The 12777-nt window shown below is 57.9% G+C and carries 11 protein-coding genes; all 11 read right to left on the reverse strand.

What is annotated here, in order from left to right; translation table 11 throughout:
* Positions 1 to 55 precede the first annotated feature (55 nt).
* The gene (locus tag ACYJ11_RS08480; protein ID WP_188977555.1) at positions 56 to 1303 is read right to left on the reverse strand and encodes an aminotransferase class V-fold PLP-dependent enzyme; all 1248 of its coding nucleotides are present in this window, start codon (positions 1301 to 1303) and stop codon (positions 56 to 58) included.
* Between the two features lie 223 nt (positions 1304 to 1526).
* A complete protein-coding gene (locus ACYJ11_RS08485) occupies positions 1527 to 2906 on the reverse strand; it encodes a nucleotide sugar dehydrogenase (RefSeq protein WP_461647467.1) in 1380 nt (459 codons plus the stop codon).
* Entirely contained in the window at positions 2890 to 3882 is a 993-nt protein-coding gene (locus ACYJ11_RS08490; RefSeq protein WP_461647468.1) for a Gfo/Idh/MocA family oxidoreductase, read from the reverse strand. The genes ACYJ11_RS08485 and ACYJ11_RS08490 overlap by 17 nt, the downstream gene beginning before the upstream one ends.
* Complete coding sequence (locus ACYJ11_RS08495; protein WP_461647469.1) at positions 3875 to 4948, reverse strand: DegT/DnrJ/EryC1/StrS family aminotransferase; 1074 nt, start codon at positions 4946 to 4948, stop codon at positions 3875 to 3877. Before ACYJ11_RS08495 ends, ACYJ11_RS08490 begins: the two co-directional genes overlap by 8 nt.
* Complete coding sequence (locus ACYJ11_RS08500) at positions 4945 to 5529, reverse strand: acyltransferase (protein WP_461647470.1); 585 nt, start codon at positions 5527 to 5529, stop codon at positions 4945 to 4947. Before ACYJ11_RS08500 ends, ACYJ11_RS08495 begins: the two co-directional genes overlap by 4 nt.
* A 245-nt stretch (positions 5530 to 5774) precedes the next feature.
* Positions 5775 to 6800 (reverse strand): GNAT family N-acetyltransferase, encoded by a 1026-nt coding sequence (locus tag ACYJ11_RS08505; RefSeq protein WP_461647471.1) that lies wholly within the window; start codon positions 6798 to 6800, stop codon positions 5775 to 5777.
* Positions 6801 to 6827: 27 nt separating this feature from the next.
* Positions 6828 to 7907 carry a GNAT family N-acetyltransferase gene (locus ACYJ11_RS08510; protein WP_461647472.1) on the reverse strand — a complete coding sequence of 360 codons (1080 nt, stop codon included), beginning with the start codon at positions 7905 to 7907 and terminating at the stop codon, positions 6828 to 6830.
* Complete coding sequence (locus ACYJ11_RS08515; protein ID WP_461647473.1) at positions 7904 to 8827, reverse strand: glycosyltransferase; 924 nt, start codon at positions 8825 to 8827, stop codon at positions 7904 to 7906. Before ACYJ11_RS08515 ends, ACYJ11_RS08510 begins: the two co-directional genes overlap by 4 nt.
* 54 nt (positions 8828 to 8881) lie before the next feature.
* Positions 8882 to 9874: a glycosyltransferase family 2 protein gene (locus tag ACYJ11_RS08520; protein ID WP_461647474.1), complete on the reverse strand. Its 993-nt coding sequence runs from the start codon at positions 9872 to 9874 to the stop codon at positions 8882 to 8884.
* Between the two features lie 162 nt (positions 9875 to 10036).
* The gene (locus ACYJ11_RS08525) at positions 10037 to 10966 is read right to left on the reverse strand and encodes a polysaccharide deacetylase family protein (protein ID WP_461647475.1); all 930 of its coding nucleotides are present in this window, start codon (positions 10964 to 10966) and stop codon (positions 10037 to 10039) included.
* A 54-nt stretch (positions 10967 to 11020) separates the two neighbouring features.
* Positions 11021 to 12610 carry a right-handed parallel beta-helix repeat-containing protein gene (locus tag ACYJ11_RS08530; protein ID WP_461647476.1) on the reverse strand — a complete coding sequence of 530 codons (1590 nt, stop codon included), beginning with the start codon at positions 12608 to 12610 and terminating at the stop codon, positions 11021 to 11023.
* Between the last annotated feature and the right edge of the window lie 167 nt (positions 12611 to 12777).

Raw genomic sequence — 12777 nt, forward strand, 5'->3', positions numbered from 1 at the left:
ATATCACAACTGAAAATACCATCTGTTGCATCCCATATAGGGACTGAGCGTGCGATTACGCGAACAACTGTCGGGCGTCGTCGATAGCCGACACGAGCTTGTCCACTTCCTCGCGCGTGTTGTAGATGTAGAACGAGGCTCGCGCAGAGGCAGGGACGCCCATCTTGTCGTGGAGCGGTTGCGTACAGTGGTCGCCGGCGCGGATAGCGACGGCGGAGTCGTTGAGGATCGAGGAGAGGTCGTGAGCGTGCACCGAGTCGAGGTTGAACGAGACGAGGCCACCGCGCTCCGTTCCCGCCGACGGACCGTACGTTTCCACGTCACCCTCCTCTTGGAGCTGTTCCAGCGCATACTGTGCGAGCTGTTCTTCGTGGCGCTGGATGCGTTCCATCCCGATGTCGTCGAGGTAGTCACAGGCCTCCGCGAGCGCGATGCCCTGGCAGATGACCGGTGTGCCGGCCTCGAACTTCCACGGAAGGTCGTTCCAGGTGGCGTCCTCGAAGGTGACTTTCTTGATCATCTCGCCGCCGTAGAGGTACGGCTCCATCTCTTCGAGGATGTGTTTCTTGCCGTAGAGGACGCCAATACCGGTCGGACCGGCCATCTTGTGTCCTGAGAAGGCTAGGAAGTCGGCGTCGATGGCCTCCACGTCGACCGGGCGGTTCGGGACCGACTGCGCGCCGTCGACGAAGATGTACGAATCGTGGTCGTGGGCGATGTCCGCCAGTTCCGAGACGGGGTTGACCGTCCCCAGCGTGTTCGAGACGTGGACGACGCTGACCATCGCGGTGTCGTCGGTGATGATTTCCCGGGCGTGGTCCATGTCGAGCGTGCCGTCCTCGTCGACGCTGATGTACCGGCAGGTCGCACCGGTCTTCTTGGCGATCTGCTGCCACGTCACGAGTGAGGCGTGGTGTTCCATCTCCGTGAGGACGACCTCGTCCTCGGGCCCAAGTTCGTTCAGGCCCCAGGCGTAAGCGACGAGGTTCTCGCTTTCGGTGGTGTTCTTGGTGAAGATGATCTCCTCGCGTTCGCCCGACGCGCCGATGAACTCGGCGACGCGGTCGTGGGCGTCCTCGTAGGCGACGCTGGCCTCCTGACTGAGCTGGTGGAGGCCGCGGTGGACGTTGGCGTTGGTCGTCCGGTAGTAGTCGGCGATGGTCTCGACGACCGGTTCGGGCGTCTGCGTGGTGGCCGCGTTGTCGAGATACACCACTTGCTCGCCGCCGAACTCGCGCTGGAGGATGGGGAAATCCTCACGGATACGCTCCACGTCCAGTAGTTCAGATTCAGCGTGTCCCATTGGTTTTATTCAGGGGCTCAACAGGCAACATTCCTTCGGTCGCAGGTATTAGGGAACGGTCCGGGGAGAGCGCGGCCAGTCCACGCGACAGCCTGCAGACGGGCTGGTGAACAAGAGCTCGCTCCACCGTACAGGGGCCGTGTGGATGCGTCGTGGCATCCCGGCACGTGGACTGGCCGGGGTAGTATTTTTTCGGCGGAACAGCTGACTGGATTGTCTGCGTTTACTCTACGTTTCCGCGCCCGACAGTGTAGACACGATGGTTGGTTTCAGACAGCGTCAGTGTGTCCCGCCCGGCGATGACGACTGAGCCCGCTGGTCGGCCCATCGAGTCCCAGTCCAGTGCCTCGAATTCGTCGTGCGGTGTAACCATGATGATAGCGTCGTAGTCCCTCTCTGTCGCCTGTTCAAGCGGTAGCTGATCGAGCTCGAACTCGGCGGTATCGTCAAGAAGGGGGTCAATCCCATCGACATCGGCCCCAGCCGCCGACAGCCGCTCTGCGATTGGCCGGGCTGGCGATGTCTGTGTTTCTTCGACACCGGGCCGATAGGTCAGCCCAAGCACAAGGACGCTGGCTGCGGCCAGTTCGACGCCATCGGCGGCCAGCTCCTCGCGGAGTTTCTGGACGGTAAACACCGGCATCGAATCGTTGACCTCGCGTGCGGTCTCAAGCAATGGCGTCTCAGTGTCAAACGGTTGGATCAGGAAGTGGGGGTAGACTGGGATACAGTGGCCACCAACCCCTGGTCCGGGATCATGGATGTCACAGAACGGTTGTGTGTTGGCAGCCTCGATTGCTGCCCGAACATCGACGCTGAGCTCGTCGGTGAATGTCGCTAGCTCGTTTGCCAGCGCGATGTTGACATCACGGTATAACCCCTCAAACAGCTTGACGCATTCGGCAGTGGTTGCGTCGGCGACAGTGATAACACCGCTGTCATTGATACTCGCATAGATACACTCGGCTAGTCGGGTACTTTCATCGTCGACACCCCCAACGATCTTCGGGTACGCGCCGCGGATGTCCTGGATAGCGCGTCCACTCGCGGTTCGCTCGGGACAAAACGCGACACCGAACGCATCGGTGTCTAACCCGGATGCTGCAGCCACGCTGGGCTGGACGCGGTCAGCAGTCGTCCGTGGTGGAACAGTACACTCTATCATGATGAGATCGCCGGGTTCGATACCCTCCGCAAGCCCGTCGATTGCAGCGTCAAGCATCGAAAGGTCGGGCTCAGACGTGTCCGTGAGTGGCGTCGGGACGATGACAACGTGAACGGTCGCTGCAGCCGCTGCAGCGGCCGGGTCAGATGTTGCGCAGAGGTCCCCGGCGGCGACACGGTCTGCCACCAAATCGGGCAGGCCCGGTTCGCGCTGGACGTGGCAGTTACCAGTATTAACACTTTCAACGACTGCCGGATCAATGTCGACACCGATGACAGCACCACAGACATCAGCAAACACACCAGCTAGGGGGAGCCCCATCTTGCCGAGTCCGTACACTGCGACCGTAATCTCACCGTTTTCAAACGTAGCTTGAACCCAATCAGCAGCGGCGTCGTTCCCGTAAACGCCACCTACTGACTCAGTCTGTCTGTGCATTGGTGATAAATTCTCCTTCCGAAGATCCCGTGTCGAATGCTTTTCGATCAATAGTCTGTGCTAACTCGACGGCTCTGATTCCGGCCTCACCGTTGACACGGGGTTGGCTGTTCGTCTGTACAGCATTGAGGAAGGACTCAAGTTCACGCTTGAGTGGTTCACCGGCCCGTACTGCTGGTTTCTCGACAATACTCTCATGACGGTACCGAACCTCGTTGTCCGTGGCAACGTACTCTGGAACTGACTGGCGATGGACTTCCAACGACTGATCAATGAAGTCAGCGGTCACGTAACAGGAATCAGCGGTGATTTTGAACTGACGGATCTTCTTTTCCGTGACCCTGCTTGCCGTCAGCGAGCAAACAACACCGGAAGCGAACTCTAATGTGGCCGTCGCGTATCGACCCTGCGCAGCGCCGCTGACCTGAATGTCTGACACCGAGGATGGCAGGAGATGACAGACCAGATCAATGTCGTGTATCATGAGGTCAGTGACTGCCGAGTCCTCGACGGTGCGATCAACTGACGGCCCTAGCCGCTTGGCCGAAACAGAAATAACATCAATATCTGCGAGAACCTCTTCCAAGACCTCTGACACAGGGTTGAACCGCTCGATATGGCCTACCTGAAGAGTCACGCCCGCGGCATCCGCAGCGTTGATGAGGTCGCGCCCGGTCGTGGTCTCCGTAACGAACGGCTTTTCAATCAACATCCCAGTACCAGCTTCAATACACTGTCGAGCAACCTCAGCGTGGTACCGCGTTGGGACGGCGATTGAAACCGCATCGGCTTGCCTACACAGTTCCGCACTGTCGCAAGCCCGGACCCCATTTTCGTCAGCGATCTGCCTTGCTCGGTCTGCGTCGGCGTCAGCAACGCCGATCAGCGTCGCCCCGGAGAGCTCATTATACACACGAGCGTGGTGCCGACCCATTGCCCCGACGCCAATAACACCGACATCAAGCGTCTCACCCATACGTCTGGACCACCTCCGCCACTCGCCTGACCTCACGTTGCTCCAGCGCCGGATGAACCGGCAGGGAGCATACTTCCGCAGCCGCTCGCTTCGCTTCGGGTGTGTCGGCAGTAACACCGCTGTATGCTTCCTGTTCGTTGATCGGTGTCGGGTAATAAATACCGTATCCGATATCGTGGGCGGTGAGATGGTCGATTAACCCCTCCCGATCCTGACAGCGGACCGTGTACTGATTGTACGCGTGCTGTCGGCCGGACGGCTCGACTGGTGTGGTCAGATTAGTTTCCGAGAGTGCATCCGTCAGTATCGTCGCGTGTTCACGCCGTGTCGCGACGTACTCTGGAAGACATTCTAGTTGTGCTAGGCCGATGGCGGCAGCGATACTCGTCATCCGGAAATTATGCCCTACGTCCGTGTAGCCGTCGTCGCCACGACCGTGGTTGACGAACCGTTCCGTACGGGCAGCGACCGCAGGGTCATCGGTGACAACCATCCCACCCTCGCCAGTAGTCATGTTCTTCGTTGGATAAAAGGAGAAACAGGCCACATCGCCGAGACTACCGACCGGCTCACCGTTGACGGCCGCTCCATGGGCCTGTGCCGCGTCCTCCACCAGTGGTATGTCATGTTCGTCAGCGATCCTGCGCAACCTGATCATGTCGGCAGGCAACCCGTAGAGATGGACAGCGATGATAGCGTCGACGGCCCCACTGTGGGCCGCAATAGTCTGCTCAACACTATCAGGGTCCAGTGTGTACGTTGCTGGATCGATGTCGGCAAACACCGGGTCCGCGCCGGCGAGGCGAACTGCGTTCGCGCTCGCAATGAACGAGAACGGCGTCGTCAGGACACGATCGCCACTTCCAATGCCAAGCCCCTCCAGCGCGGCGTGGAGGGCTGTCGTCCCGTTGGCGGTAGCAACGGCATGCGAAGCTCCACAGTGCGTGGCGAATTCGGTTTCGAACTTTCGCACCTGTGGGCCATCTGCCAGTTGTCCGCTATCGAGCACTGATTGCACCCGCTCGCGCTCCGCATCTCCAATGTCAGGTGTGGCGAGGTTAATCATTGCTCTAGCCTGTTTCGTGTCTCCAGTTCAGGCGGCAGTGGTTCGTAGGTGGCCGGGACGCCAACCGCCAGGCTATTCGCCGGAACATCCGTCGTGACGACGGCGCCTGCAGCAACAAAGCTGTGCTCGCCGACAGTCACATCGGGTAACACTGTGGTGTTCGCTCCAACGGTGACGCCGTCCTCGATGGTTGGCCCCGACAGTCCACTCCCGTTGCGTACAGGGTACCGGTCGTTTGTCAGGACTGCATGTGGGCCGAGGAAGACGTTGTCCCCGATGGTCGTCTGTGATGGGACATATGCCCCCGTCTGCAGGCTGACATGAGAGCCAATGTCCGTCTTCCCATCAATAACGGCGTTTGTTCCAAGTACGACATCGTTGCTGATGGTTGTCTGCTCCCGGACCAGTGCGTTGTGTCCGGTGACAAACGATGCTCCAATGGCGACGTCACAGTAGATGACTGTCCCCGGCCGTACCGTTGCCCCTGTGCCGAGGACTGCCGGTGAGACATCGTCACTGTACTCGTACCCGACTGTCGCCTGTGGGGAAATGGTTGCGCTCTCACCCACTTCAGCACGCATAGAGTGCGATACCTCCACTCACCCCGCCGCTCGAAAACACGTTGCTCAACAAGAAGGAAACCAGCATATTCCTGGCCGAGTACTGCTCTCCGTTCCACCAACAAGCCCTATTGTTAGAAGGCATATCCGAGCAGCTATTTTTACCATATAAACTTTATTATAAAGAATATATTTCAATAATACTATCATACTCGGCAGTAAGTTATTCTTTGCAACAAATACGTATATAGACACGCCCTGTAAAATCAGGAGTACCGTGCAAACCACCGGTACAGTTGCAGTAGTGAATCGATACCGGCTCCGCTCCGCTCCATAGAGTAGAACCCGGTTAGCTCGGGCCCGAAATGCAGCTTATATCTGTTTAGACGAGGATCGCCTGCGCCCACCAGTTCATAGGCTGTTCGCCCTCGCTCAATCGCATCAGTAATCCCCCGCCAGATGAGCAACTCATTGACCGGAAGGTCGACATGGTCGGGGGGCTTGACGTTCCCAAGCCAGCCCGAAATCGTCTCCCCATCATCATAATAAATGTGTCCGCCGACGACCTCGCCATCCACCCGGAGGACGTAGGGACGGATTTGTCCCGGTTGCAGCGCTTCGTAGAGCCGTCCGGGAAACCCAGTGGGAACGGGGAACGGCTCGCCCTGCTCGTTGTATCGGCTTTCGACGTGGTGCATCACCGTCTCGGTCGCGTCGAGCCCTTCCTCAGCGATCGTGTACTCGGTCTCCGACTCCTGCCCGATACGGAGGCGTCGACGCGCCTCGCTGGTGAACCGGTCTCGAACGGCCTCCTTTCCACCAGAGAGGTCGGTGACATACGTATACTCCGGCTGCACTGTACAGTCATTCCACTTGAACTGCCGGACATCATCAAGCTCGGTCGGTGTCCGCACCCGGAGGTACTTCGGGTCAATCGTGTTCTCGATGTACTCGAAGGCTGCATCGATGAACCCCTGTCGGCGTCGTTCACGCTTGCGTTGCTTTGGGTCCCCTCGAACGACGAACGCTGGACCAAGTCGGGGAATCCAGAGGTTCGGTGGTGGCGAAAAAACAGCACTGAACGGTCCCTTCCGAAGCTCAAAGATCGGAAGGACGCCGACCGGCTCCTGTCCCTTGAACCCCATCAGTCGATGGAGTTCCGTCCCTGAGTCGGCTGCCAGTTGCTCTAGAGCCGCACACTGGTGAAAGGCAGTAGCGTGTGGCGAGTGTTCAAGCGCGCTATCCCACTCTTCATGTCGGTCTGTCCCGACACACTCGATCTCGATACTCATTGTCGTGGTTGGGTTTCAGTTGTCATCTCAGTAGTTCTGCTCGCGATAGAGCCGACGTCCGAACTTGAACGCACGCCAGGCGACCGCCGAAAGCCCTCTGTCCCACTGGACGATTGGGCAGACCGCCGGTCCGTACTGTGATTTATACGTAAACAATCCGTCTCGGAAATCCGCACCCGTCGCACCGAAGTCGTAGCTATCGAAGCCAGCGTCGATGGCCCACTGAATGGCTGCACCATGGAGCTTCTCGGACGTTCCGTACTCGTAGGCTGATGTCTCCGGAACTGCCGAAAAGTAGTATCTGAGGGATGACTGCTCCTCGTCTACGATACAGATGTGCCGGCCGAGGGTATCGCCGTCGCGGCGAGCAGTAAACACCTTGACCCGGTCATCCATATGTTCGGCAAGCGCCTCAAAGAAGGCCATTGGAAAGCTGTCTGCTCCGATTCGCTGCATATTCTGCACGTAGTCGGCATGGACCGAGGCCAGCGTGGGGCCACCGAGGTCAGTACGTTCGACGGTGACTGCGTCGCTGTGTAGTTTCGTCCGTCGTGTCCGATCCATTCCCGACTTGATACGTTCCCAGCCGGGGGCAAGGTTAAGCACGAGCCGGCACGACGTGACTGTCGATTCGTACCCCTGACCGATGAGGTACTTGCTGTATCTGTTCTGTGTTGGGTTCCCGGTCCGTATTTTGTGTGAAAGCGCCTGTCGCGGCGCTGCCGTTGTGAGTGCCGACAGCATCGCATCGAGCGACGCCTCATGATCTGTGGCGATTACCGGACCGCCAGTACCGGGATGGAGTGACACCAGACGGTCAGTTGGCAACTGCGAAGCCGTCGCTTCCACAATCCGATTGGGGCCCGGTACATCCGCCGGATCGGGGGCTGCAACCGGAACCAGAACAGTTGGAAGCACGGCGACCGGGTTCGATCCTTTCGTCACGACCGCGTGATAGGCTGGACGGTCAAGCCCTGCTTCGACTGCCTGAAGCCACTCGTGCCGGTGGAACACCGTTCCGAGGTCCGACTGTGTGACGAGATTGTTCCACTGGTTCGCGTTGACGTCTGTAACCGTATTGTGGATCGTCGTCTCGCGGGCAGTCATGCACACCTCCGGTCGATCGCTGAGCGGTACACGGCAGTCAGACGCTCTGCCATCCGATTCAGACGTAACGGTTCAACAGCGGCCCGTCCGTCGACAGTCTCTGATGACTGGAGGGCCGCTGTAAGTGCCGTCGTGAGTTCTTCGTTGTCTGCACAGACGGCAGACCGAGAGACCTCATCGACTAGACTCGCGACGTCGCCGACATCCAGCGAGAGCACTGGTGTATTACACGCCAGCGCCTCTTTGACTGCGTTCGGTGACCCTTCATGGGTTGAGGTCAGTATGAGCGCATCTGCAGCGTTCATATATATCGGGACCTGTTCGTGGGCGACCCCATGGACGACCTCAAGCGATACCGGAGTGTCGAGTCGCTCATTAACCGCATCTACGACACGAACCGCCCGGGGGTGGTCCTTTTCCGCACGGTCGGGGTCGTAAGGAAACAGCACGTGATAGTTACCGTCATCCCAGCCCACCGTCTCTCTAGCAGTCTCCTTCTGGACTGGCTCGAACTGCTCGAAATCGACGGAATGAGGGATCACATGGCACGGTTCTCCAAGCGCGTCAGCCATGGCCGAGGACATCACGACGACTTCGTCGGCAAGCGTGGCACACTGGCGGCTCAGCCAGTTGTACTGGCCGAAAATATCAGATCCCCATAACGACAGGACAACCGGACGAGCTGGCTGTGCCAGTGCCATCGGCGCAGTCAACCCATAGTTGGCGTGGACAAGGTCGTATTGCCATGGGAAGGCACCGAGCGATTTTATGTAGAACCTGAGATACGCCATCGGCGATCGGGTATCTTCGTCGCCACCGGGCACCTCCAGAACCGTACAGCTGACGCCGTGCCGCTCCAGCGCCTCGACCTGCTTGTGAAAAAACGGCCGCCGGGTTGTCACAAGCTGCAGAACGTTCATCGGGATTTAGTCCCCTTCGCAGCAGAAATGGCCGCCAGATCGCGATAGACATACTCAACCATGTACTCCCACCTCTGTCCCCGGACTCTTCCGGTAATCAAGGACCACCCCGAGCGAAAAGACGATGATGCCAAACAGGTTTGCGAGCGCTGCGGTTGTAAACCCAGTGTCCTGTGTGAGCCCCAGTACGGCGGCGACCAGTCCGACACAGATCGCACTGAAACCAGCCACGTAACACAGTACGAGCGGGTAGATCCCCTCCCGGACGTATGCTCGGTCCAGCCGTGAGCAGAAGTTCCGAACCAACAGCCACGAGACCTTTGGGATGTACTCCCGATAGCGAATACTCGATTCGGCTTCATCGTACTTCGCTGGCATCGGGACATCTGCAACCCGCATCTCACTGACGCTGAGTTCCACAAGCAGATCGTTGCAGTACCCGTAGTACTCGTACATCTCGTCAAGGTCGATCGCCAATAACGCCTGCCGTGAGATCGCTGTATACCCGTTCTGGGGGTCTGTTATCCCCCAGTAGCCCGAGGCGATTCTTGTCAAAGCTGTGAGGATCGCATTGCCGACAAGCCGGGCACGAGGCATCGCTTCACGATACGCGGGTCTATGGAGGCGGTTGCCCTTTGTGTAGTCCGCCTCGCCGTCGATGATCGGATCGAGAAATGTGTCGAGAATAGCTGGGTCCATCTGTCCATCACCGCCCATCACGGCAGTCACGTCAATGTGATCTTCCAACGCATGGCGGTACCCCGTTTTGATCGCGCCACCGACGCCGCGATTGGTTTCGTGGCGTATCGGGCAGACTCGCTGGTCAAACCCACCATCTGTTTGTATGGTCTGCTCCGGGCTGGACGGGGCGTCTGCCCGGTCCAGCCTTGCGTGTGCCAGAATTTCTGTCCATGTGTCGTCCGTTGAGCAGTCGTCGATAGCGTAAATACGGTCGACGTACGCCGGAACTGTATCAATAACAGTCCCGACAAGTCCTGCTTCGTTGTAGGCTGGGACAACCACGCCAACAGTGTGTCCTCTATACATCCTCACCCATCAAGTTGAGACAGTCGACCGGCCCCACCAAGGCCTCGCTCGACCGCTTCGCACATATGTATAGTGTCATATCTATCTGCTAACTCCCACAGATAGTGTTGCGATGGCTGACTGTCAGTTAATTATAAGTTCATTATCCGCCGAAAGACGTGCTTACCAGTTTTGTTGCGGAGCCGAGCGGACAGTCCGTTGTGCGACTGTCTCCATCGTTCGAACTGCGAGACCCGGACCGCGTTTTTGATCGATATATGACAACACTGATTCCATCCGCTTGATCCCCGCCTCGTTGATGAGATTGTTGGGATGGAGCCAGAGGTGGAAGATTCCATCACTACCGTTGACCTGATCAACCCCTCGCTGGACCATCTTGACAACGGGGTCCGCCCACAGTGTCTCCGTTATCTGTCGAGCCCACCCTTCGAAGCAAAACAGTAACAGTGACGCCGGGATTTCAACGAGCCCGTGGTCGTCGACACGGGGGTGGACAATGGGTGGAGTAATACCCAGCGGCGAGCCGCTGACAGCCCGAATCAGTGGCGTCAACCGATTGTCGGTGTGCCAGCGCTGTGGCTGCTGCCCACGGTAACAATGAAACCCCGATCTTGCAAGCACATCGCGGTGTGCAATCCGGTTACGTGGGAACACGAAACTGGATAGTTCAACCCCGTAACGGTCGGCGAGCCTGCGACATCGACGTAATTCGGTCGCCGCAACCGCTTTTGTGGCTCCGCTAGACTGGAAATTAATATGTGAAAAAGAATGACAGGCGATCTCGTGGTCCACCGTCGCGTCGGCAACCGCGTCAATGAGGCCCGGTGCGCACCACAGGTCTTCGTGCTCTGATGACCGCTCTCTGTCAAACCACGTCGCATCGAGTGGGTAGTCCGGGTGCCGACCATCACAGTCCTCTAGGAACAGGTGACCAACGACCGCCCAAGTGGCAGGAACCTCATGTTTTTCGAACAGGCCCAGCAACTCCATCCACATCTCTCGGGCGCGCGCGAGACGTCGGTCCGGCAGCACCGGGAAATCGACAAACCCCCATGCCAGTTCGGCGTCCAGCGAAATGACGACGGTCCCCATCGATGCGGTGTCTTCAGAATCTAGGGTGTTAGTAACGTTCTCCTTAGCCTATTTTTACCGTCGAGGACACCCCACATTGCTGTCAGGAATGTTCTGTCCGTAGTGGTTATTTCCGAAACGAAGGTTGGCGAACGATTCGACATGTGGCTGGATAACTGCCTCGTTTCCTCGACCCGCCGATGGCTGTTTTGGGTTGTAAAACCAGTTGTGGTGGATCTCACCGCGGTCTTCGGGGACGCCACGGATGCTGATGTGCGTGCCCGGCTCCTCAGGATGCCGGCCAACGTGACGGAGGGGCGTGAAGGTGTTATGATGGATCAACAGCGTCGTCCCACCGGGCTGATGTGTCCCGACCTGATAGGAGGGTGCTTCGGTGCCACCAAAGTGATTGTATCGGACTTCATAACCGGCCTGTCCGGTCCCACTCGCAACTGAATGTCGATTAAAGTCGAACCTGTTGTACTCTATAAGCGTGTTGTCCCCGTCTAAACACTGGATACCGTAGCCCAGTCCGCCCATCGGATTATCATGGATGTGGCAATGATGGATATGTGTCGATGTTCGGAGTTTGAGTGCTGCGTGGTTGAATCCCCATAGCTCGGTGTTGTCGATTTCACAGCCTGTTCCCTCGACCGTGACGCCGCTGGATACCGGTGTACTGTACTCCCGATATCCGGTTTCGGGTCCACTGATCCGGAGTCCTGTCAATCGCACGTCTTCGTTCAGGCCCATGAGGTGTTCATAATCGGTGACCCCGGTGGAAATCTGGCCACCCGACGCGCCGTCGATACCCCGGTTAGAAGAGAGGGTTACTCCCGCAGGCACAGTTAGCCGGTCAGTGCCGGTAACTGGCGAGGCATCAATGGTAGCGTCGCCAGCAATGTAGACAATATCACCGCGGCCGGCAGCATCCAGTGCAGTAAGCAACTCGGAGAGAGTCTCGACCACGTAGCTGGCGTCTGACTCAGGAACCGTGTTCGTATAACTGTCCCCGCCGCCGATTTCTGCAGCCGGCTCTGGAGACTGTTCAAACGGCGAGAGGTCGATCTGCTCCCCGTCAACGTATACTGCAGCGAATGTCTCAACGGGCCCGAAATCGACGACTTCACCGGAAAAGTAGTACTGGTCGCCGTAGCCGTTCCCAGTATATCCGTCAATAGTCCAGGTGTTGTCGTCGTTACGTACGATGCTGTCATTGCCATCGGCGGCGTCCTCCGTATCACCAGTGCACGGAATCGGCTCACCTGTCGTCGTCAGTTCGTAGTCAAGTTCAGAGGGGTCTTCGGTGGTCTGTATCTCAACGAAATGGTCAGCAGGCGCAACTAGCTCCGAGACTGTAATCACCTCTCCGTTCAGCCGGATCTCGTAGTTTCCACTGGCACTAAAATCGGTAACGATACCGTTAATCTCGTAGCTATCGCCGAATCCATTGCCCGTCTGTCCAATTGCAGTCCATGTCTCGTCGTCGTTTCGTTCGACGCTGTCGTTGGCCTCTGCGGCGTTCTTGCCGTTATTCACCGGGACGATCTCGCCTGTTGTTGTGAACTCGTAGTCCACGTCAAGGGAACCAGTCTCGCTTTGCTGGTCCGTTGAAGTGATTTCGAGATTGCGAGAAGATGGTATCCCAAATGCTTTCGGGATCATCAGCAATGCACCTGCAGCGAGTACGCTTCCCAGTAGTTGTCTCCGTGTCAGTAGTGACCGTCCCTCTTTCGCAGAGTCCGCACATGAACTGGCCCCACGATAACTGTGGGGTAGTATATGTCTCTTTTCGACCATTCACGAGTATGTTACTAATAATGCAATAAAGC

This window comes from Haloarcula sp. H-GB5, assembly GCF_054850705.1.